The following is a 22,604-nucleotide window of genomic DNA, read 5'->3' on the forward strand; positions in this document are numbered from 1 at the left end:
GTTCCGGCTCGGCGGCAATGTCCACTGAGCCTTCGGCCAGAAGGCAGTAGGACCAGAAGTCGCCGTAGGCGCGGGTGCGCCAGACCTGGTCCGTGAGTTCCAGGAACTCGTTGCGCCGCCCCAGTTCCTTCCATCCGGACAAGGAGGAATAGGACAGGGAAGCGTCCTCCAGACGGTCCACCTGAGAGACGGAGATTTGCTCCGCCTTGGCCAGGGACCGCCCGGTCCAGGCACCGGATCCGCTGGCAGCCCACCAACGGCGGGACAACGCAGGGGCAGAGACCAGACCCACCACGGGCTGGCCGTTGTCGATCAGCGCAATCAGCGTGGCCCACACGGGCACACCGCGGACAAAGTTCTTGGTGCCGTCGATCGGGTCAATCACCCATTGGCGGGCACCTGCGCCCGTGGTGCCGAACTCCTCACCCAGCACACTGTCCCTGTTGCGCGCCCGCCCCAACTGGGCGCGGATGATCTGCTCGGCCTCCCGATCGGCATCGGTCACGGGGGTCAGGTCCGGCTTGGTCTCCACCTGCAGGTCCTGGGCCTTGAAACGGCGCATGGTCAGGGCGTCAACGGCATCCGCCAGCACGTGGGCCAGGCGCATGTCATCGGTGTAGGTGCTGGGAGATCGCATGGCCTTCAGACTAGTCGATTTGCTCAGGAGCCCAGGAGTTTTTCGGACAGCTCATCGTCACGGCCGGAGCCCAACAGGCGCCGCAGCGACTCCAACCGGGCGGCCCCAGCAGCTCCGGCCTTGCCCTGTTCAACCCATGCATCCAGCGCACAGCCGGGGGCATCTGCCCCATGCGTGCAACCCTTGGGGCACTGCGCAATCGCCTCGCCGAGATCATCAAAGGACTCCACAATCCGGTCCGGGTCCACATGGGCCAGACCGAAAGACCGCACGCCGGGGGTGTCGATGATCCACGTTCCCGGCCCGGTGTCCGGCACCCGCAGCGCCAGGGCAGAGGAGGAGGTGTGCCGTCCCCGGCCCGTCACCGCGTTCACCCCACCGGTGGCGCGGTCAGCTCCGGTCAAAGCGTTGACCAGGGTGGATTTCCCGACGCCGGAATGGCCCAGCATGGTGGAGACCTTGCCGTCCAGGTGTTCGCGCAGTGTCTCCACCATGCCCGGTTCCAAGGGCAGGGAATCATCTGTTTGCGCTGATTCAGGAGTCGGTGAATCCTGTGCCGTATGAACTCCACCTGCCGCTTGGACTTGCCCTGCCGAGACGGCTTGCCCTGCCGAGGTCAGAACCGTCAGATCCAACTCCCGGTAGTGCTCGATCAACCACGTGGGATCAGACAGGTCAGTTTTGGTGATGCACAACAGGGGTTCAATGCCGGCGTCGTAGGCGGCAGCCAAGGAGCGGTCGATGAACCCGGTGCGTGGCGTGGGGTCTGCAGCAGCCACCACAATCACCAGTTGGTCGGCATTGGCCACCACCACCCGTTCCACGGGATCGGTGTCATCGGCGCTGCGGCGCAGCAACGTGGAACGTTCCTGCAGCATCACCAAACGAGCCAAGGTGTCCGGGGCACCAGAGGTGTCACCCACCAACCCCACCATGTCACCGGCAACAATCGGTGTACGGCGCAAGGACTTGGCCCGCACCGCTGTGACCAGACGTTCGTCCTGGGTGTCCTCAGCCACCACGGCGGTGTAGCGTCCGCGGTCCACGGTGACCACGCGGCCAGTGACGGCGTCGTCGTAATCCGGGCGTTGCCGGGTGCGCGGGCGGGAGCCCTTCTTGTTGGCGCGGACTCGGACGTCGGATTCATCCCAGTCGTAGTCCACGGAGGTGCGTCGACTCATGCAGTCTCACCGGTGGTGCGGGTGGATGAGCTGCTGACCAGGTCTTGCCACATGGTGGGGAACTGCGGCAGGGTCTTGGCGGTGGTTTCCACGTTCTCCACCTGGATGCCGTCCACCACCAGTCCGATCACGGCACCGGCAGTGGCCATGCGGTGATCGTCGTAGGAGAAGAACGTGGCGGCGTGCAGGGAGGCAGGCTCAATGACCAGCCCGTCCTCGGTTTCCGTGGCCCGGCCACCCAACCGGTTGATCTCCGTGGTCAGGGCGGCCAGCCGGTCAGTTTCATGTCCGCGCAGATGGGCAATTCCCCGCAAGCGGGACGGCGTGGTGGCCACAGTACAGATGGCAGCCACCGTGGGCGCCAGCTCACCGGCCAAGGACAAATCTAGGTCAACGCCGCGTACGTGGCGCGGTCCCGTCACGGTGAACACTCCGTCCACCAGCTCAACCTGGGCCCCGAACTGCGGCAGGATCTCCCGCCAGTGGGCACCACCCTGGGTGGTTTCCAGGGGCCAGTGGGGGACTGAGACCTGACCGCCCGTGACCACGGCCGCTGCCAAGAACGGGCCCGCATTGGACAGGTCCTGTTCCACACGAATGTCAAAAGCCGCAACGGGACCAGGGGAAACCACCCACCGGGCCGGCTGGGAGTCATCCACCACCACGCCCACGTGACGCAGCGTCTCCACGGTCATGTCCACGTGCGGCATGGACGGCACACCACCACCGTCAGGGGAGTGGTGGACCAGTGTCAACCCGTTGCGGAACTGGGATCCCACCAACAGCATGGCGGAGACGAACTGGGAGGAGGCGGAGGCGTCAATGCGCAACTCGCCGCCCACCAGGGATTCACCGGCAGACGGGCCGTGAACAGTGAACGGAAGCGCTGCATCGCGGTTGTCACCGTTCAGTTCAACAGTGACCCCGAGAGCCTGCAGGGCCTCCACCACCGGGCCCATGGGGCGTTTGCGGGCGTGGGGGTCGCCGTCGAACTGCGTGCTGCCGGCAAGGAGTGCCGCCAGCGGCGGAACAAAGCGCATGACGGTTCCGGCCAGCCCACAATCCACGCTCCGATCTCCGGAGCCGGATCCGGCATCGAATGGCCGGGGTATGGGAGTGATCACCAGATCAGGGCCTAAGGGAGAATCGACGTCCACCTCCTGAACGTGGGCACCAAGTTCCTGCAGAGCCTGGATCATGAGCCGACTGTCACGTGAATGCAGCGGCGCACGCAAGCGGCATGGGCCATCGGCCAAGGCCGCCAGGACCAGCCACCGGTTGGTCAGCGACTTGGAACCGGGCACGGTCAGGGAAGATACAACGGGGCTGGCACCGACGAACGGAGCCGACCACAGGGAATTCCCCGTGGTCGGCTCCGTTGCCTGAGTGCCCCCGGAATCCGGGTGGGTCACGAACACTCCAAAGGATCTGAGGAGACAACCTGGCGGCGGCTGCACCCCGTGCGAATCAGGAAGAAACGGACTTCTTGGTCTTCTTGGCCTTCTTGGCAGCAGCCTTCTGTGCCTTGTCCCAGCGCTTGGAGGCGTCCTTGCTGAGATCCTGTGCCTGCCTCTGGACGTCGCTGACAAAGTGCTCGGCACGCCACATCAGGGACGGGCTGCCATCGGTGTCCACGGCGGCCAGCATGGTGGCACCCACCAGGGAGACGTTCTTCAAACCGGAGTTACGGCGGGCTGCGCGCTCCTCCTTGGTGCCGTTGTCAGCTGCCCGGAAGTCCAGGTAGGCGTTGACGGCGGTGGTGGAGATCAGCACGGTGGAGGCCAGACGCGGTGCCTTGCCCAGTGCAAACAGGGCAGCAGCGCCAACCTGCGCAGCAGCGAGACCCTGTGCCACCACGGCGGAGTTCTGCAGAGCCGGTGCAGCCTGCGGAACCGCACGGCGCACGGTCTTCAGTGCGGGGTCCAGGTGCTCAGCGGCAGTGGATGAATTACGGAAGCTGTCGATGCCGTTGACGATGTAGCCGGTGGCCAGCAGCGGACGGGCAATGCGGCGAACGATGCTCATGTGGGTCCTCCTAGACGTTTGAGTGGGCCACTCGGGACTCATACGCACGTTCACGGTGCGGATGTGCCCCGGGTTACGGGCCTGTTCCATCCTAACCAGGTGAGGGCGGCTTGCGGTGCCTGCGCCCACAGTTGGTGCTCAGGGCACTGATTCTTGTGGCCGCATCCTGCCCAGTGCGGTCTCCGGTGAAGCTCTGTCTGCCCAGAAGTTGCCGCGGCACCGGAACAATCCCGGTACCTGGCCTGTTGCAGCCCCGTAGACAACCGCCCGGCACCCCGGGCCCTGGACCGCCCCACTTTCAGGAGGTGACATGCAGGTTCTGGACCGTGTTCCGCCCTCGGAACTGCCCGTACCATCCGGGCCTGTGGCCCTAGAATTGACCTCGATGAACGACGACGACGCCACACGCCAGCCCTCCACTCCGCAACCTTTTGGGCGCCCGACCGACCATCAGGAAACAGCGCTCGGTACACATGATCCGGCGGATCAGGACGACCACGTCCTGGACACAGAAATGGACGAGGATGCCGCGGAGGACTCCGGCGAGGAGTTCGTGGACGTGGCCAATGAGACCCCTGCGCAACGGGCGGTGCGCTTTGAGCGTGAAGCCATGGTCTACATCGATCAGCTCTACGCCGCAGCGCTGCGGATGGCACGCAACCCGGCTGACGCCGAGGACTTGGTGCAGGAGGCTTACACCAAGGCGTTCTCCTCCTATCACCAGTACCGGCCGGGGACCAACCTCAAAGCCTGGCTGTACCGCATCCTGACCAACACATACATCAACCTGTACCGCAAGCGTCAGCGTGAACCACAGCAGTCCAACACGGACACGGTGGAGGACTGGCAGCTGCACCGTGCGGAGCAGCATTCCTCCACCGGATTGCGCTCCGCCGAGGTGGAGGCACTGGACCACCTGCCGGACTCTGACGTCAAGCGGGCACTCCAGGACTTGCCGGAGGAGTTCCGGCTGGCCATCTACCTCTCCGACGTCGAAGGCTTCGCCTACAAGGAGATCGCGGAGATCATGGCCACCCCCATCGGCACGGTCATGTCCCGGCTGCACCGCGGCCGCAAACTGCTGCGCGAAAAACTTGCCGACTACGCCACCGACCGTGGGATCGACACCACGGGTACCGGACGCCGCAAAACATCCACCACACAGAGCGCCACCACGGACGCCAAGGCCGCTGCCACCGCAGCCGCCGCGGGGGAGACCCCCAACCGTTCGTCACGCGCCACACACTCAACACACCAGGAAGGGTGAGGATCCGGCATGACTGATCACGCCACTCGTACCGATTCCACGTCACCGAGCCAGACGCCGAATGCACAGCAGCCTCAGGACGCACCGCAGAGCACAGACGCGTCAGAGGCACCCTGTGGTTGCAGCGGGGAGCAGGTGGAGCGCATTTACGAATACCTGGATGGTGCCCTGACGGTGGAGGATCTCAAGAAGATCGCAGCGCATCTGGAAACCTGCGAGGACTGCACCCACGAAAGTGAACTGGAGCAGGTGATTCGCACCGTGGTCAAACGCTCCTGCAGTGAAACCGCTCCGGAGACCTTGCGCGCCAACATCATGGGCCGCATCCACGAGCAGTGTGGGGAGTCCGCCACCAAGCGCTGAGCCGCTGGCGCTGGCCGGATCTGGGAACACAAGAAGTCCGAAGACAAGAGTACGGGCCGCATTCCTTGAAGCAAGGAATGCGGCCCGTACTTTCTAAGTTCCTCAACGAGTGAGCAACCACGCCGTGGCGTGAGAACTCATGCGTTGGGGCGCTTGCCGTGGTTCGCCTTGTTCTTACGGCGATCCTTACGCTTACGTCCGCGCTTGCTCATGCGAACCTCCTGTATGACTTCAGATCGTGGATGACGTTTCTTGACTCGGGTTCACCCCGGGTCAAGGCACTGCCTACCATTCTCGCACACTTGCTGCGTGAACCGTGCCGTGCCTGGTGGTGAGCGTGCTCGCTCGGGGGGCTACGGGCAGACCTGTCATCACTGCTGCTCGGGCAGAGCCATCATCACTGGGGCTCGGGCAGGTCCAGCCACAAGTACCAGCCACGGTGCAGCACCAACCAGGCAATCAGGCCATAGCCTGCCTGACCCGGCTGACCGTCGTTGGCGGAGAGATCTTTGCGCCACTGCTCGTGATGCTGCAGGGGGTTGAATGTGTCCACGTAGATGTGGTTACGCCGGGTGACCACGTCAGCGTAGGCCGCGGAGAGATCGGCGATCTTGCGGTTGCGGTCCGCATCCAACGTGGGGGGCGGGCCCACCACCAACACCTTGATGTTGTTCTGTGAAGCCGTGTCCACAATGTTGGCCATGTTCAACCGGGACCGCGCCGTGGTGATCCCCAGATCCACGTCTGCGGTGGAGGGGGCAATGACCACGCGGTTGTCCGCACCGTTGGCAAACCGCCGTGCGGCCTCGCCGAACCAACGTTCGTTGAGGGTTTCGCTGCCTTCACCGGGGGCTGCCAACACGTAGGAGGAGATGGGAACGACGTCGTGCGGGGTGCGGGCCAGTACGCGCCCGTACCAGCCGAGGGCGCGGGGGTCGCCCGTTCCGGCCAGCAGTTCGTCACCAACGGCAACAATTCTGATCCTGCGTTGATCCACAGCTTTCCTTCTTTGACATGTTCTGAACGGTGGTGCGGGTGCGGTGGTGGCACCCGCTGAGTAGCGCGTGGGCGGCCCCGCAGGACGGGGCTGGGGGAGCACGCGGCCAGTTGGTTCACCTCAACGGTACACGGCGCCGCGCACGGGTTTGTGCGCGGCGCCGTGGGGAGCTCATCGGCTCATCGGTTCTCGAACAGTTCCTCCAGGAGGGTTTCGTTCTCCAACGCGTGGCGCTTGGCCGATCCGTTGGCCGGCGAGGCGGAAGCCGGCCGGGAGATCAACCGGATGCGGCGGTCCACCTCGGGCGCCAGGTTGACCGCCATGAACGGCCAGGGGCCTTGGTTGGCGGGTTCATCCTGTGCCCAGTGCACGTTGGCCTCCGGGTAGCGGGCAAGCTCTGCCTTGATCTCCTCCAGGGGCAGCGGGTAGAGCTGCTCGACCCGGATGATGGCCGTGGTCTTGTCCTCACGCTTGGTGCGCTCGGCCACAAGGTCGTAGTACGGGCGACCCGAAACCAGAACGACGTCGGTCACGCCCTTGGGGTCCAATCCACCCTGGTCCTCGATCACCGGACGGAATGCACCGGAGGTGAACTCCTCGATCGGGGAGCTGGCTGCCTTCAGGCGCAACAACTGCTTGGGCGAAGCCACGATCAGCGGCTTGCGCGGACGGGAGTAGGCCTGACGGCGCAGCAGGTGGAAGTGATTGGCCGGTGTGGAGGGCTGAGCCACGATCATGTTCTTCTCTGCGCACAGCGTCAGGAAACGCTCAATGCGTGCGGAGGAGTGATCCGGGCCCTGGCCCTCAAAGCCGTGGGGCAACAACATGACCAAGGAGGAACGCTGGCCCCACTTCTGCTCGGCGGAGGAGACGAACTCGTCCACAATGGTCTGGGCGCCGTTGATGAAGTCACCGAACTGCGCCTCCCACACGGTCAACGCGTCCGGGCGCTCCACGGAGTAGCCGTACTCAAAGCCCAGTACACCGTATTCGGAGAGCAGGGAGTTGTAGATGGCCAACGGAGCCTGGTCATCCATCAGGTGGTTCAGCGGTGTCCACTCGTCCCCGTTGACGTAGTCAAAGAACACGGCGTGGCGCTGGGTGAACGTGCCGCGGCGGACGTCCTGGCCGGTCATGCGGACCGGGATGCCCTCCATCATCAGGGAGGCAAAGGCCATGATCTCGCCCATGCCCCAGTCCACGCCTCCGTCAACGGTCATCTTGGCGCGGCGTTCCAACAGCTTGGTGAGCTTGCGGTGGACCGTGAAGCCCTCCGGGACGTCCATGTGGGCTTCGCCGATGCGGCGAGCGTTCTCCGGGGAGATGCCCGTGGAACGCGGCACGGAAACACCGGAGTCGGTCTGCTGGGCAGAAGGACGTTCGATGTTGGAGATCGCAGCGGCGTCGCCGGTGACCAACGGAACGTCAGAGGTCTGGGCCTCGTGCGTTTCCGTGAACACCCGCTCCAGACGCTCCTGGTAGTCCTTCAGGGCGCGGTCCGCCTCTTCCTGGCTGATGTCACCACGGCCCACCAGGTTGGCGGTGTAGACCTTACGGGTGGAGCGCTTCTGCTCGATCGTGTGGTACATCAACGGCTGGGTCATCGACGGGTCATCCCCCTCGTTGTGACCACGACGCCGGTAGCACACCAGGTCGATCACCACGTCCTTGTTGAACCGCTGACGGTAGGCGAAGGCCAGCTGGCCCACGTGGGTCACGGCCTCCGGGTCATCGGAATTGACGTGGAAGATCGGGGCCTGGATGGTGCGGGCAACATCTGTTGCGTAGGTGGAGGTGCGTCCGGCCTCGGGTGCGGTGGTGAAACCGATCTGGTTGTTGACCACCACGTGCACGGTGCCACCGGTCTTGTAGGCCGGCAGCTGAGACATCTGCATGACCTCGAACACGATGCCCTGACCGGCCATGGCGGCATCGCCGTGGACCTGAATGGGCAGCACGGGGTAGGAGCCATCGCCTTCCGGTCCGGCGCCCAGCACATCGGTCTTGGCCCGGGCCACACCCTCGATGACCGGGTCAACGGCCTCCAGGTGGGACGGGTTGGCGCCCAGGTAGACCTGAGTCTGGTTGCCGGCATCCGAGGTGAAGGTGCCTTCCGTGCCCAGGTGGTACTTGACGTCGCCGGAGCCCTCGGTGCCACGGGCGTCCTGGCTGCCTTCGAACTCACGGAAGACCTGCGCGTAGGACTTCCCGGCAATGTTGGTCAGCACGTTGAGGCGACCACGGTGAGCCATGCCGATGACCACACCTGCCAGGCTGTCATCGGCGGCGTCCGAGATCACGGCATCCAGCAGCGGGATCAGGGATTCGCCACCCTCAAGGGAGAAGCGCTTCTGACCCACGTACTTGGTCTGCAGGAAGGTTTCAAAGGCCTCTGCCGCGTTGAGTCGGCTGAGGATGCGGAACTGTTCGTCCCGGGAGGGCTTGGTGTAGCCCTTCTCGAGTTCGTTCTGGAACCATTCGCGCTCGGCGGGGGTCTCCAGGTGCATGTATTCCACACCCACGGTGCGGCAGTAGGCATCACGCAGCAGCCCCAGGATGGTGCGCAGGGTCAGGCGGGGGGAGCCACCGAAGCCACCGGTGGGCCATTCGCGGTCCAGATCCCACAGGGACAGCCCGTAGGTGCGGATGTCCAGGTCCGGGTGGGTGCGCATGGTGTAACCCACCGGGTTCGTGTCAGCCATCATGTGGCCGCGCACGCGGTAGGCGTGGATCAACTGCTGGATCCGGGCAACCTTGTTGACCTCGGTCTCCGGGTTGACCTGGTTGTCCATGGCCCAACGAACGGGCTCGTAGGGGACCTTCAGGCCCTGGAAGATCTCATCCCAGAAGTCATCACCCAACAGGTAGGAGTCCACCAGCTTGAGGAACTCACCGGAACCGGCACCCTGGATCACGCGGTGATCGTAGGTGGAGGTCAGGGTGATGATCTTGGAGATGGCGTTCTGGGAGAGCGTGCGCGGTGAGGAACCGCGGTACTCGGCGGGGTAATCCAGCGCGCCCACACCAATGATGGCGGCCTGGCCTTTGGACAGGCGCGGCACGGAGTGAACGGTGCCGATACCGCCCGGGTTGGTCAGGGAGACCGTGGTGCCGGCGTAGTCCTCCATGGTCAGCTCACCCTTGCGGGCGCGGCGCACCATGTCCTCGTAGGCATCCCAGAACTGCCGGAAGTTCAGTTCCTCGGAACCCTTGATGTTGGGCACCACCAGGTTGCGGGAACCATCCTTGTTGGGCAAGTCAATGGCCAGACCAAAGTTCACGTGGGCCGGGTGAATGACCACGGGCTTGCCGTCCTGGACGTCATAGGCGACGTTCATGGAGGGGAAGTTCTTCAGCGCCTTGACCACGGCGTAGCCGATCAAGTGTGTGAAGGAGACCTTGCCACCACGGTTACGGGCCAGGTGGGAGTTGATCACAATGCGGTTGTCGATCAGCAGCTTGGCGGGAACCGCACGCACGGTGGTGGCGGTGGGCACGGTCAGGGAGGCATCCATGTTGGCAGCCACTGCCTTGGCCGGACCACGCAGCTTCACGATCTGGTCCTGGGCTTCCTCAGCCTTGTCCTCACCCTTGGTGGAATCGGTCTCAGGTGCCTTGGGCTCTGCTGCCTTCTTCTGAGCCGCAGGCTTGGGCTGCGTCTTGGCCGCGGCCTGCTGGGCTTCCTTGGGCGGGCCCGGCTTGGCCGTGGAGGCCTCGTCCGTGCGGCGAGTGGTCTGGGACGGGGAGCCGGGTTCCGCAATGGAACGGTCGTCCTTGGAGGCCCCGCCGTCCGAGTGAGCGGCGTTGCGCGTGGAGGTGTCCGCCTTGGCGGAGTCCTTGCCGGAATCCGCTGCGGAGTCGGGGCTCTTGCCGCCCGCCGAATCACCGCCACCCTCTGAGGCATCGTCCATGGCCTCGAAAATGGGCCACCAGTCCTTGTCCACCGTGTTCTTGTCAGCTCGGTACCTCTTGTAGAGGTCCTCGACGAGCCATTCGTTGCCCGCGAATTCGTCGGGGATCAGGTCTCGTGGTGTGCTCGGCACGTGCCTACGCCTCATTCTCTCGTCTAGATCCGGCAACCGTCATTGGTTGCCCTCAAGCAGCTGCGCGGCCCACCGACTTCTCGGCCTGCGGTCTCACGGCGAGCCCCTTGACCTTCGGCTTCTCCCGCCCCATGAACTGAGACGGAGTAGTCAGGTGCGCTCGGCCGAGGTGGTCACGGCCTGGCTCCAAGGGTTCGCAGCAGATACCGGCTGCCGGCGGTCAGCGCATGGTCGCACTTCGCGTCAGTCTAGTGTTCCAGGCAACAGACGGCCAACAGGTGCGGCCCTCACACTTCATGCTTGTCTGCCACCAGCGGGCTCCGTTGATCTCGACCGCCTACGGATTGACGACGAGGGCGTCAGGGCCAGGTGTCCGCGAGCAGATGCCGAGCATTTAGAGTGGGGCGTGTGCGTTTTCTGAACACCCCCGTGACTGATCTGACCTACAACGACGTCTTCCTGGTGCCATCCTCCTCCAGGATCACCAGCCGGTTCGACGTCGATCTGAGCACCAGCGACCCCACCGGTTCCACCACTCCGCTGGTGGCGGCCAACATGACGGCGGTCACGGGCAAGCGCATGGTGGAGGCCATGGCCCGGCGCGGTGGTTTGGGGGTGCTCCCGCAGGACATTCCGGCGGATGTGGTGGCCCGGGAAACCGCATGGGTCAAGAGCCGCTCGCCACAGTTCGAGTCGGTGCGCACCATGAAGCCCACGGACACCGTTCATGACGCCCTGGCCAAGATGCGCCGTCACTCCCACGCCTCGGTGGTTGTCACAGGCGACGACGGTCGGTTCCTGGGGCTGGTGCTGGAAATCGACTGCCGTGAGGTGGACCGCTTCACACAGCTGTACGTGGTCATGCGCCCTGAGGTCCCGGTGTTCACTGTTGAGGAGCTCAACGGTCTGCAACTCCACGGCCAGGAATCAGATGGCCGAAACTTTCACGGTGCGAGCGCAGACGGCAATGACGCCGCCGGTGCCGCATCCGGGCCGGCGGCGCTGCGGGAATCCATGGCTCACGTCAGTGCTCGCATGGAACGGGCACGCGTGCACGTGGCTCCCGTGGTGGACGGTGAACGTGTGGTGGGTGTGATCAGCCGCCAGGGTGCTGTGCGCTCCACCATTTACGTACCCAACGTGGACGCCAATGGTGCGCTGAAGGTGGGGGCCGCCGTCGGAATCAACGGAGACGTGGCAGGCAAGACCCAGCAGCTGATTGATGCCGGGGTGGACGTCTTGGTGGTGGACACCGCGCACGGGCACCAGCGCAAAATGTTTGAGGCGCTCTCCACGGTCCGCAAGGTGGCACCCAACCATCTGATCGTGGCAGGCAACGTGGTCACGGCCGACGGTGTGCGGGACCTGGTGGATGCAGGGGCCGATGTGATCAAGGTGGGTGTTGGTCCCGGGGCCATGTGCACCACCCGCATGATGACCGCAGTGGGCCGCCCGCAGTTCTCCGCCGTGCTCGAATGCGCGGCAGCAGCTGCCGAACTCGGGGCGCACGTGTGGGCCGATGGCGGTGTGAAGTACCCCCGTGACGTCGCTCTGGCACTGGCGGCCGGTGCCAGCCAGGTGATGATCGGATCCTGGTTCGCCGGCACCTGGGAAGGTCCGGGGGAACTGAACCAGGACGCCAATGGCCGTTACTACAAGGAGAGCTTTGGCATGGCCTCCACCCGTGCGGTGCTCAACCGCACGCAGGGGCAGGAAGCCTTTGAGCGGGCCCGCAAGGCGATCTTTGAAGAGGGGATCTCCAGCTCCAAGATGTACCTGGACCCCAGGCGGCCTGGTGTGGAGGACCTGATTGACCACATCACCGCAGGTGTTCGCAGCTCCATGACCTATGCCGGTGCCACCAACACCCGCCAGTTCGCGGACCGTGCCGTGGTGGGTGTGCAGAACACCTCAGGATATGAGGAAGGTCGCGCTCGCGGAGAGAGTTGGGCCTGATGATTTGCACGGGAGCTCTGCTAAGCTCCTAACGCACATGAAAATCATTATCAAGAACAGTTGTGGTTCTTGATGCTTCTGCGGCGCTGGCCGCTTAGATCGGATTCTTGACGTGAACCCACGTTTTGCGCGCTTCCGCCCTGCTGCCGGGGCTGCCGGCTCCGGTGCTTCCGGGGTGGCCACCATGGCTGTGGCCGGTGTGGCTGCCATGGTCTTGGCCGGATGCACCGGAGGGTCGAATGACTCCGGTGCTGATGACGGCCACCTCACCGTGGTCACCACCACCTCCGTGTATGCAGATGTTGTCCAGCAGGTGACCGGGGATTCCGGCGGTGCCGGGGATGTTTCCGTTGAGGCTTTGATTGATTCCGCGGCTCAGGACCCGCATTCCTATGAGGCCACACCCACGGACCGCCTGATGGTTCAGGACGCGGACCTGGTGGTGCTCAACGGCGGCGGCTATGACGTCTTCATGGAGGAACTGGCACAGGATGCCGGCGTGCCCGTGGTCAACGCCGTGGAGGTCTACGGGCTGGAAGGTGCTGCGGATGCCGGCCACGATCACGGCTCGCAAGATTCAGCCACCCAGGATTCATCGGCTGAGGCCGGCGATCACGACGGCCACGATCACGGATCCTTCAACGAGCACATCTGGTACAATCCGGCCAGCATGGGAGCAGTGGGCGAGGCCGTGGCCCAGGAGCTGGGCTCTTTGGATGAAGCGAATGCCTCCACGTACTCGCAGAACGCCGCACAGTTCGCTCGTGAGACCCAGGACATTCAGGACCGGGCAGAGCAGTTGCACCTGGACGGGGACTACGTGGCCACGGAGCCCGTGGCTGACCACCTGCTGGAAGCTGCCGGGTTGCACAACGTGACCCCCACGGCATTCACCGTGGCGGTGGAAGACGGAACCGACGCCGCACCGCTGGTCTATGACCAGGTCAGATCCACGCTGGAAGATGATGCAGCGTTGTTGGTCTACAACGAGCAGACCTCGACCGGGCAGAGCCAGGACCTGCGAACGGTGGCCGAAGCTGCTGATCTACCCGTGTTGGCGGTCTCTGAAACGTTGCCGGAGGAGATGAACTACCTGCAGTGGATGGATCAGAACATCCAGGACCTGCAGGCGGTTGACGGTCTGGAACGCACCACGGAAAGCCACGATCATTGAGTGCTGTACCGGCTGCGTCCTTCCGCGATGCCGAGCTTGCTTTTGGCCACCGCACGTTGTGGTCCGGGCTGAACCTGGAGATTGAACCCGGGGAGTACGTGGCTGTGCTCGGCGGCAACGGCACCGGCAAGACCTCCTTGCTGCGAGTGCTGTTGGGTCTACAGCCTCTGAGCTCCGGAACGGTCCATGTGGCAGGCCAAGCCGTGCGCCGCGGTTCTGCTGAAATCGGGTACGTACCCCAGCAGCGGGCCTTTGATGACCGCACGCCATTGCGTGGCCGAGACCTGGTGGGACTGGGAATCGACGGTCACCGGTGGGGCCCACGCATCCTGGGGCGCAAAGCGCACAGGGAGCGGGTGAACACGCTGTTGGAACGGGTGGGTGCCCTGGAATACGCGGATGCACCCATCGGGCAGCTCTCCGGGGGCGAGCAGCAACGGCTGCGTGTGGCACAGGCACTGGCCACGGACCCCAGTCTGCTGCTCTTCGACGAGGCCCTTCTGTCCCTGGACCTGCACCGCCAGTCACAACTGGCACAGTTGGTGGCCGAACAACGGGATCGCACAGGGGCCGCTGTGCTCTTTGTGACCCATGACGTCAACCCGATCATCGACGACGTCGACCGCGTGCTCTACCTGGCCAACGGCTCCTTCCGGGTGGGTACACCCGCCGAGGTGTTGCGCTCGGATGTGCTCTCCGAGCTCTACGGGGCGCGCGTGGAAGTCATGAATGTGGCAGGCCGGGTGCTGGTGGTGGGCGCGGAAATCGTGGACCACTGTCACCCACCCACAACTCCGGAGGAGGTGACCCGATGAGCTGGGAGACGGTCATCGACGAAGTCTTCGTGTTCGAGCGCTATGGAGATCTGCTGGTCCTGCTGCAGAACTCGATCTGGGCCGGTGCTCTGATCGGTCTGGTGGGTGGATTGATCGGCACGTTCGTGATGATGCGGGACATGGCCTTCTCCGTGCACGGCATTGCAGAGCTCTCCTTTGCAGGCGGTGCCATTGCCCTGCTGATCGGATCTGACCTGGTCACAGGTTCCCTCATGGGCTCCATCATTGCCGCCGTGATCATCGGAATCGTGGGCGCCCAGTCACGGGAGTCCAACTCCGTGGTGGGGGTGCTCATGCCCTTCGGCCTGGGTGTCGGCATCCTGGCCTTGGCGCTCTACCAGGGGCGCAGCTCCAACCGCTTTGCCCTGTTGACCGGTCAGATCGTCTCCGTCAATGACGTCCAGTTGGTGTCCATGGCTGTGCTTTCCGCGGTGGTGATGGCCGGGCTGTTGATCATCTGGCGGCCGCTGAGTTTTGCCAGCACGGACCCCTTTGTGGCACAGGCCCGGGGACTCCCGGTGCGCACCCTCTCCATTGTGTTCATGCTGCTGTTGGGTGTGGCGGTGGCGCTGTCCGTTCAGATCATCGGCGCTCTGCTGGTCCTGGCACTGCTGATTTCACCGGCCGCAGCGGCCATGAACTTCAGCGCATCACCGGTGAAGATTGTGGTGCTCTCCGTGGTGTTCGCAGAAACCGCCATGGTGGGCGGAATCCTGTTGGCCTTGGGTGGTGCACTTCCCATCAGCCCCTACGTGACCACCATTTCTTTTCTGATCTGGGTGGTGTCCTGGGTGGCCCGGCGTCGTCGTCGCTCGCGGGGAAGGGCAGTGGTCTCTGAGAGTGGGTCAGGCGATCACAGCACCACGGGCAGTGCCCCTGGACGCACGGTGACCGTGGCCGGCAACTGACCCAGCGGTTCGCCATCGGCAAAGACCACGTGGCTACCCCTGATCCGGACCCTGGTGACCGGCTGGATCTGCACGGCCTCCAACCGGACGTGAGCGCCGGTGTAGATGGAGGGGAACAGGCGCAGGAACCGCAAGCGGGTCAGCGGAGCCACCACAAACAGCTCCATGGCGGCATCTGTGGCATCGGCCCACGGGACAATGCCCAGCCCGCCACCGATGGAGGACGAGTTGGCCACGTTGACCATCAGCGCCTGCAGCTCACGCCGAGTCGAGAGCCGCGAACCGGGTTCTGTGATCTCCAGGTGGTAGGTCTGAGCGCGGTGCCGCAGCAGTTCCACACCCAATGCAACTACGTATTTGGCCGAGCCACGCGGCCACCGGTACCGGTTGGCACGCTGGTTCACGGCGGCGTCGATTCCAGCACACAGGGCGGTGGCGAACCAGGCGGTGGAACCGTCCTCAAAATCCACCTGACCCACGTCCATCACGGTGGGACCGGTGTCCAGGCACCGGAGAATCCGCCCGGCACTGCGTTCCGGATCATCCCGCGGGCTGGCCCAATGCCGGGCCAGGTCATTGCCCGAACCGCTGGCGATCAACCCGAAAGCTGTGTCCTGCGCCGGGTCTTGCCCCTGCGCCTGATTTTGGCGGTGTTGGAGCAGCACGTTGAGCACAACGTGGGCGGTACCGTCCCCACCCACGGCCACCACGGCGACCGGGGGAGCTGCCGACGTGGAGGTCAGATGGCGGCGTAGGGATTCGCCCCAGCCTGCGGGGTCGGAGGGGTCATGATCCGGTGAGTCCGTGGAGAGCAGCACGGTGGTGTGCCCGTTGGCCTGGAACACAGCCGATGCAGCTGTTGCGGCCCGCTTGATCCGCCCGCCCGGTGCGCTGAGGTGGCCCACCAGGACCACGCTGCCGCGCGTGGTCATGCTGTGTTCTCCTGGCGGCATCGTGGGCACAACCCAGCGATTTCAATGGTGTGGTCCAGATCCGAGTAGCCGTACGCGCTGGCGGTCTGTTCCGCCCAGGCCTCCACCGTGGGGGCCTCCAACTCGACTGTGGCGCCGCAGCGGCGGCAGACCAGATGGTGGTGATGGTGCTCGGCTTCGCATTGACGGTAGATGGCCTCGCCGTCGTCGTTGCGCAGGGTGTCCACCTCACCGATCTCAGCCATGGACTGAAGGACCCGGTAGGTGGTGGCCAGGGAAACCTTTTGGCCGTCATCTTGGAGGCGAGCGTGCAGTTCCTGGGTGGTCACAAAGTCGGACTGCGAGCGCAGGGCTGCTCGCACGGCACGCCGCTGTTTGGTGTTGCGGACCTCAGCCCTGGGCCCCGGGGCGGGGGCCGGATCTGCGGGGGATCCTGCGGAACTCACGGACGTCACTCCTGAAACTGTGGCGGGCTTGAGCACACCCGGTGAGGTGCCGGGCTGAGACCTCCCAGCCTGCTGGGGCTTGCCAGGGTGCTGAGATCTCCCCAGAGTGCTGGAACTTCCCCAAATTGCTGGGACGTCCCCAGAGTATCGGCAATCAGCGGCCCGGCGGGTGCAGTCTCGGTAGGGTGGGCAGTGTTGCAGGTCGGCCGGGGCGCTTCCGTTCCCGGTGCCCGGCCTGAGGTTCGCAACCGGCAGGAGGAGCACGTGCAGCTGACCAAGTTCACCCACTCATGTGTACGGGTTGAATCCCAGGACGTCGTGATTGTGATTGACCCCGGAAACTTCTCTGAGGTGGAGACCGCCATGCAGGGTGCGGATCATGTCCTGATCACCCACACCCACCCCGATCACCTGGACCCGGAGCGGGTTCCGCAGCAGCTGCGTTCCCAGCCGGACACCCAGGTGTGGGCCCCTGCCATTGTGGCCCGGGACCTGCGTGAAACCCTGGGGGAGGCCGCCCAGGACTCGAAAGGTCAGCAGCGAATTCACGACGTCGAACCCGACTCCCAGCTGGACCTGGACGGTGTCCCGGTGCAGACCTTTGGCGGTCAGCACGCCCTGATTCATCCCTTGATCCGTACCGTGGAGAACGTGGGATACCTGCTGGAGGGCAAACTGTTCCACCCCGGTGACTCCTTTGTGGTGCCCCACGGGATTTCACCCACCACGGTTCTGGTTCCGCTGCATGCACCCTGGTCCAAGATGTCCGAGGTGATCGACTTCTTGATCGCCGTGGGAGCACCCACCGCGTACCAGATTCACGATGCCCTGCTGTCCCAGAACGGATTCGGGATTGTGGAGAAGCAGGTGAAGAACTTTGCCGGGAAGTACGGCACGGACTACATCCACCTGGAGCCCGGCACCACCGTCCAGGTGTGAGTTCACAGCCGCCCAGAATTGCGGGCCCACACCGCCCACGAGGGTGGCGCTGAGATCGCGGCGCAGATTCGAGAAGGAGCACCCATGGACACGATTTTCACCAAGATCATTGACGGCCAGATCCCGGCCCGGTTCCTGTGGAAGGACGAACACTGCGTGGTGTTCCTCTCCATTGCACCCCTGTCCCAGGGCCACGCGTTGGTGGTTCCGCGGGTGGAAGTGGACTACTGGCTGGATGTGGACCCGGATCTGGCAGCCCATCTGATGAAGGTCTCCCAGATCATCGGACAGGCGCAGAACACCGTGTGGCAGCCCAAGCGCGTGGGGCAGATGATTCAGGGCTTTGAGGTCCCGCACTGCCACATCCACGTGTGGCCCACCAATTCCATCGAGGAGTTCGATTTCGACAAGGTGGACCAGAACCCGGATCCGGATCTCATGGACCGTTCAGCGGCCAACATCCGTGAACAGTTGGTGGCAGCAGGTCACGGGGAGTTCGTGCCGGAGAGCTGAAATCGCTCTCTTGCCGTGGCACGGGATTGCCGCAGTAGGGGGTGGAGGAATGGGCGGCGCCAACACGATCTGGCGCCGCCCCTTCTCATCCCCGGGCCTCTCGCAGGGCCTTGCGGATGCGTTTGGCTGACACGGTGTGGGAAGTTCCCAGCTCCTGGGCGAAGAAGGAGACCCGCAACTCCTGGATCTCCCACTCGATCCGATTCAGAGCCGCAGGGACGGGCAGGCCCACGGGAACCGCATTGACCGCCGCATCCAGCTCATCCTCCAGCGCTTGAATCTCCAGCATGTGGGTGGTGTCGCGCTGGATGGCGGCCGTGCCCACCAGCTTGTCCACCCTGACCTGCATGGCCTTGACGTAGCGGGGGAGGTGCTGCAAGTTCTCCCACCCGGTGCGGGTGACAAAGTTGGGGCTGACCAGTCTGTCCAGCTGATCCCGAACATCGGCAAAGGCATTGACCGCTGCCATGGAGCCAGGCTTCTTGACCAGTTTGCGCACCGTGTTGGCATCTGTGAGCACCTGGGCCACCAGGGAGGTCACCCCAAAAACGGTGTCGATCAGGTCCGCCCTGACGGAGTCAAAGACCTGGTTGTAGTCCTGGCGGGTCCACGGTGGCTCCGTGGGCACCAACTTGTCCACGGCGGCCAACGTACAGTCCTGGATCAAGGAGTCCACAGAACCGTGTGGGTTCTGCGTGAACACGATCTTTTCCCGGTTCTCCAGGTGATCGGAAATGTAGCGATGTGTTGACGGCAGCCGAGTCTGCAACAGTGCGATGGTTCCTCGCCGTTGGCCCGCGCGCTGGTCCTCGGCATTGGAGAACACGCGAACGCTGGCCGTGGAGGCGGCCGTTGAAGGACCACCCGCAGCTTTTCCGGTCCTGGAGGCAACCGATCCGGCGTCGAGTGCAGGCCAACCCGTGATCCGCTGGCCGGCCACCACCGTCTCCACCTTGCGTGGCAGATCGGCCTCCGGCCAATCAGTCAGTCCGTCACGTTCCAGCACAGAAGTGGTGCCGGATCCCCCCGCACCGGTGCCCTGACCAGGCGCCGCTCTGGACTGCGGGCCAGGTTTGCCGCTGGTGGCATGGGCACGGGTGGCATTGGCGTCTGTGTTGCCTGCGGCACCCTTCCGGTCGCCCTGGCGTGATGAAGCACCGGGGACGGATGCGGCACTCACAGCCGAACCAGTGGCGCCCAGAGCATCTGCTGTGGTCCCCAAGGACTCGGCCAGCGCTTGCCGTACGTGATCACGCAGCTGGACCTGCAGGACCTCAAGATCCTCACCTTCGGCCAGGACTCGGTTGCGGGAATCGCGGACCTGGAAGTGCATCCGCAGATGCTCGGGCACCTTGGTCCAGTCCCAGGAGCCCGGTTCGATGATCACGGAACGCAATTGCCGCAGCGCACGTTCCACGGCTGTCTCCAGGCTGTCCCGGGAGGGATCGGCCTGTTGGTCAAGAATGGCCACCGCTTGGCGGGCAACATCCGGTGCCGGCACCACGTTCTTGCGTACGGCCTTGGGCAGGGATTTGATCAGTGCCGTGACCAGTTCCGTGCGCAGGCCGGGGATCTGCCACTGGAAGGGCTCGGGGGAGAGCTGGTGCAGGAACAGCACGGGTACTCGCACCGTCACCCCGTCCGCGGGATGGGCACGGCCAGAAACACCACGCGTGCCACCCCCACGGGCACCGGCACCCTGATGACCACCGGGTTGGCTGCCCGGGGCAAAGGTGTACTCCAGATCCAACGTCAGCTCGCCGCCGTCGGTGCTCTGGACCCACTGGCGGGGGAAGGCGTCGTCGTCCCAGTCCTGGGTGTCCGAGTCCAGGAGATGCTCCGGGTCAAAGTCCAACAGGTGTTCGTCACGTTGCCGGGCCTTCTTCCACCAGGAGTCGAAGTGACGTTGGGAGACCACCTCAGCAGGGATCCTGGCGTCAAAGAACTCGAACAGGGCTTGGTCATCGGCGCGCAGGTCCTTGCGCCGCAACCGGTTCTCCAGTTCCTCGACCTGCGCGATCTTGGCGCGGTTGCGGGCCACAAACCGGTGGCGGGTCTGCCAGTCACCCTCCACCAGGGCATGCCGGATGAACAACTCGCGGGCACCGGCAGGATCCACCCGCCAGTAACCCACCGGACGGTCCACCACCAAGGGCACACCGTAAAGCGTCACCCGCTCCTTGGCCATCACGGCACCCCGGGAGCGGGACCAATGGGGTTCGGCGTACGTGCGCTTGAGGAGGTCTCCGGCCACTTCCTCCACCCAGGTGGGGTCCACGGCCGCATTGGTGCGCGCCCACAGGCGGGAGGTTTCCACCAGTTCTGCCGAGACCACAAAGTCAGGGCGATTCTTGAACAGATCGGATCCGGGGAAGATGGCAAACCGGGTTCCGCGGGCGCCCTGGTAGTCGCGGGTTTTCTCCTGGTGCACGCCAATGTTGCTCAGCAACCCCGTCAAAAGGGCCTTGTGAACGTCATCCGAGGCCGAGGCCGGATCAATCGCCCGGGACCTGCCCACCGTGATGTCCACTGACTGACCCATCTGGCGCAACTGCGCGTAGAGGTCCTGCCATTCCCGGATCCGTAGGTAATTCAGGTACTCCCGCCTGCACATCCTGCGAAATGCCGAGCCAGAGAGCTGGCTCTGCTGCTGCTGGAGGTACTGCCACAGCAGCAGGTAGCCCAGGAAATCGGAGGTCTTGTCCTTGAACCGTGCGTGGAACTCGTCAGCCACCTGCCGCTTTTCCAACGGGCGCTCGCGGGGGTCCTGCACGGTCAGGGCGGCAGCCAGCACCATGACCTCCCGTGCACAGCCCCGTCGTTGGCCCTCCACGATCATCCGCCCCAGGCGCGGATCCACGGGCAGCGCTGCAAGAGAGCGTCCCGTGGGTGTCAACGGTGACGACGACGCCCGTCCCCGACCCCGTTTCTTGCCGTTGCGGTGGCGCTGGGCTCCGGTGCGCGTGTCCGGCCCGGTCTTCAGGGCACCAAGTTCGCGCAGCAGTGCCACACCGTCCTTGACGGCACGGGCTTCCGGTGGTTCCACAAAGGGGAACTGGCTGATCTCCTCAGGGCTGTGGACCACCCCTGCTGCGGTCATCTGCAGGATCACTGAGGCCAGGTTGGTGCGTAGAATCTCCGGATCCGTGAACTCGGGCCGGGCCTGGAAATCCTCTGCGGAGTAGAGGCGGATGCAGATTCCGTCCGAAACACGCCCGCACCGGCCAGAACGTTGGTTGGCGGAGGCCTGGGAGATGCGTTCAATCGGCAGCCGCTGCACCTTGGTGCGGGTTGAATAACGTGAGATGCGCGCCGTCCCGGTGTCGATCACGTACTTGATGCCCGGCACGGTCAGGGAGGTTTCCGCCACGTTGGTGGCCAGCACGATCCTGCGCTGCCCACCGCGGGACGGGGCGAACACCCGGTGCTGTTCGGCCATGCTGAGCCGCCCGAACAGAGGGCGGATCTGGGTGCCTGCCAGCCCGGGGCGCGTGGTGATCAGCGCCTCCAACGCCTCCTGGGCATCACGGATCTCCCGCTCGCCGGCAAAAAACACCAGGATGTCCCCGGGGGACTCCCGGGAGAGCTCGTCCACCGCGTCCAGAACACCGTCAATGGGGTCCCGGTCCTCCTCCTGGGTGTTCTCCTTGGGGCTCGGGTGGGCAGCGGGGGAGTCGTCGTCGTAGTCCTGGTCATCGGCAAAGGTGACCGCTTCGGTGCTCAGCGGCCGGTAGCGGATCTCCACCGGGTAGGTGCGCCCGGAGACCTCGATGATCGGCGCAGGCTCCGGGGTGGCTTCTGGATCCGCACCTTCTGGCAGCGCCTGGTGGAAGTGTGCTGCGAAGCGTTCGGGGTCAATGGTGGCGGAAGTGATGATGACCTTGAGGTCCGGGCGCTGCGGCAGGATGTTTCTGAGGTAGCCCAGCAGGAAGTCGATGTTGAGGGAGCGTTCGTGAGCCTCGTCCACAATGATCGTGGAGTACTTCTTGAGCAGGCGGTCATGCTGGATCTCAGCCAGCAGGATGCCGTCAGTCATCAATTTGATCCGGGAATCGGCGCCCACCTCTGAGGTGAAACGGACCTGGTAGCCCACCGTCTGGCCGATCTTCTCTCCCAACTCCTCCGCAATGCGCTCGGCCACGGAACGGGCAGCGATGCGCCGCGGTTGGGTGTGCCCGATCAAACCGTGCTCCGCCAGGCCCATCTCCAGGCACATCTTGGGGATCTGCGTGGTTTTGCCTGAGCCCGTTTCCCCGGCGATCACCACCACCTGATGATCCTGAATGGCAGCCTGAATGTCCTCCCGGCGGGCAGAGACCGGCAACTGGGAGGGATAAGTGATGGTGGGGGTGGTATCGGCGGTGTTCTGGGCACTGGTCATGACCGG

Annotated in this window: 18 protein-coding genes; 8 read left to right on the top strand and 10 right to left on the bottom strand. The window is 64.5% G+C overall.

Annotated features, from left to right (window positions below; genetic code table 11):
- From L979_RS00830 to L979_RS00845, 4 genes are all read right to left on the bottom strand, one after another.
- Window positions 1-637, bottom strand: a 637-nt coding sequence (locus L979_RS00830; RefSeq protein ID WP_047688127.1) for an inositol monophosphatase family protein, incomplete at its 3' end; no start/stop codon positions are given.
- Window positions 638-660: 23 nt separating this feature from the next.
- A complete protein-coding gene (locus L979_RS00835) occupies window positions 661-1,818 on the bottom strand; it encodes a ribosome small subunit-dependent GTPase A (RefSeq protein ID WP_047688128.1) in 1,158 nt (385 codons plus the stop codon).
- The gene (gene aroA / locus L979_RS00840) at window positions 1,815-3,230 is read right to left on the bottom strand and encodes a 3-phosphoshikimate 1-carboxyvinyltransferase (RefSeq protein WP_047688129.1); all 1,416 of its coding nucleotides are present in this window, start codon (window positions 3,228-3,230) and stop codon (window positions 1,815-1,817) included. Before aroA ends, L979_RS00835 begins: the two co-directional genes overlap by 4 nt.
- Window positions 3,231-3,285: 55 nt before the next feature.
- Entirely contained in the window at window positions 3,286-3,843 is a 558-nt protein-coding gene (locus L979_RS00845; protein WP_047688131.1) for a DoxX family membrane protein, read from the bottom strand.
- Between the two features lie 514 nt (window positions 3,844-4,357).
- Here L979_RS00845 and L979_RS00850 point away from each other — a divergent pair.
- Together L979_RS00850 and rsrA are read left to right on the top strand one after the other, a co-directional pair.
- On the top strand, window positions 4,358-5,110 hold the full coding sequence (locus L979_RS00850; protein WP_119933098.1) for a sigma-70 family RNA polymerase sigma factor: 753 nt from the start codon (window positions 4,358-4,360) through the stop codon (window positions 5,108-5,110).
- Window positions 5,111-5,119: 9 nt separating this feature from the next.
- Window positions 5,120-5,473 carry a mycothiol system anti-sigma-R factor gene (gene rsrA, locus L979_RS17005; RefSeq protein WP_081993497.1) on the top strand — a complete coding sequence of 118 codons (354 nt, stop codon included), beginning with the start codon at window positions 5,120-5,122 and terminating at the stop codon, window positions 5,471-5,473.
- A gap of 137 nt (window positions 5,474-5,610) precedes the next feature.
- On the opposite strand, the gene L979_RS17010 is transcribed toward rsrA, so the two are convergent.
- The 3 genes from L979_RS17010 to L979_RS00865 all read right to left on the bottom strand — a co-directional run bounded on the left by L979_RS17010 (window position 5,611) and on the right by L979_RS00865 (window position 10,513).
- Window positions 5,611-5,685 carry a 50S ribosomal protein bL37 gene (locus tag L979_RS17010; RefSeq protein WP_012359748.1) on the bottom strand — a complete coding sequence of 25 codons (75 nt, stop codon included), beginning with the start codon at window positions 5,683-5,685 and terminating at the stop codon, window positions 5,611-5,613.
- 185 nt (window positions 5,686-5,870) lie between these two features.
- Window positions 5,871-6,470, bottom strand: a complete 600-nt coding sequence (locus tag L979_RS00860; RefSeq protein WP_047688133.1) for a GDSL-type esterase/lipase family protein — start codon at window positions 6,468-6,470, stop codon at window positions 5,871-5,873.
- 179 nt (window positions 6,471-6,649) lie between these two features.
- A complete protein-coding gene (locus tag L979_RS00865) occupies window positions 6,650-10,513 on the bottom strand; it encodes a multifunctional oxoglutarate decarboxylase/oxoglutarate dehydrogenase thiamine pyrophosphate-binding subunit/dihydrolipoyllysine-residue succinyltransferase subunit (RefSeq protein WP_047688135.1) in 3,864 nt (1,287 codons plus the stop codon).
- Between the two features lie 408 nt (window positions 10,514-10,921).
- On the opposite strand from L979_RS00865, the gene L979_RS00870 reads away from it, so the two are divergent.
- From L979_RS00870 to L979_RS00885, 4 genes are all read left to right on the top strand, one after another.
- Complete coding sequence (locus L979_RS00870) at window positions 10,922-12,469, top strand: GuaB1 family IMP dehydrogenase-related protein (protein ID WP_047688163.1); 1,548 nt, start codon at window positions 10,922-10,924, stop codon at window positions 12,467-12,469.
- 112 nt (window positions 12,470-12,581) lie between these two features.
- Window positions 12,582-13,643 (top strand): metal ABC transporter solute-binding protein, Zn/Mn family, encoded by a 1,062-nt coding sequence (locus L979_RS00875; RefSeq protein WP_052209283.1) that lies wholly within the window; start codon window positions 12,582-12,584, stop codon window positions 13,641-13,643.
- Window positions 13,640-14,458, top strand: a complete 819-nt coding sequence (locus tag L979_RS00880) for a metal ABC transporter ATP-binding protein (protein WP_047688137.1) — start codon at window positions 13,640-13,642, stop codon at window positions 14,456-14,458. Before L979_RS00875 ends, L979_RS00880 begins: the two co-directional genes overlap by 4 nt.
- Window positions 14,455-15,387, top strand: a complete 933-nt coding sequence (locus tag L979_RS00885; protein WP_047688138.1) for a metal ABC transporter permease — start codon at window positions 14,455-14,457, stop codon at window positions 15,385-15,387. Before L979_RS00880 ends, L979_RS00885 begins: the two co-directional genes overlap by 4 nt.
- Here L979_RS00885 and L979_RS00890 read toward each other — a convergent pair.
- Window positions 15,333-16,319, bottom strand: coding sequence for a diacylglycerol kinase family protein (locus L979_RS00890; RefSeq protein ID WP_052209284.1), 987 nt, complete (start codon window positions 16,317-16,319; stop codon window positions 15,333-15,335). The two genes, L979_RS00885 and L979_RS00890, sit on opposite strands and share 55 nt — an antisense overlap.
- Complete coding sequence (locus L979_RS00895) at window positions 16,316-16,765, bottom strand: Fur family transcriptional regulator (protein ID WP_047688140.1); 450 nt, start codon at window positions 16,763-16,765, stop codon at window positions 16,316-16,318. The genes L979_RS00890 and L979_RS00895 overlap by 4 nt, the downstream gene beginning before the upstream one ends.
- Window positions 16,766-17,029: 264 nt before the next feature.
- On the opposite strand from L979_RS00895, the gene L979_RS00900 reads away from it, so the two are divergent.
- Both L979_RS00900 and L979_RS00905 read left to right on the top strand, forming a co-directional pair.
- Window positions 17,030-17,704 carry an MBL fold metallo-hydrolase gene (locus tag L979_RS00900; protein ID WP_047688169.1) on the top strand — a complete coding sequence of 225 codons (675 nt, stop codon included), beginning with the start codon at window positions 17,030-17,032 and terminating at the stop codon, window positions 17,702-17,704.
- A gap of 84 nt (window positions 17,705-17,788) precedes the next feature.
- Window positions 17,789-18,217 carry an HIT family protein gene (locus L979_RS00905; RefSeq protein ID WP_047688143.1) on the top strand — a complete coding sequence of 143 codons (429 nt, stop codon included), beginning with the start codon at window positions 17,789-17,791 and terminating at the stop codon, window positions 18,215-18,217.
- Window positions 18,218-18,302: 85 nt separating this feature from the next.
- On the opposite strand, the gene hrpA is transcribed toward L979_RS00905, so the two are convergent.
- Window positions 18,303-22,598 carry an ATP-dependent RNA helicase HrpA gene (gene hrpA / locus L979_RS00910; RefSeq protein WP_052209285.1) on the bottom strand — a complete coding sequence of 1,432 codons (4,296 nt, stop codon included), beginning with the start codon at window positions 22,596-22,598 and terminating at the stop codon, window positions 18,303-18,305.
- Between the last annotated feature and the right edge of the window lie 6 nt (window positions 22,599-22,604).

The sequence above is a fragment of the Kocuria sp. ZOR0020 genome, from assembly GCF_000800955.1.
Taxonomy (GTDB): Bacteria; Actinomycetota; Actinomycetes; order Actinomycetales; family Micrococcaceae; genus Kocuria; species Kocuria subflava.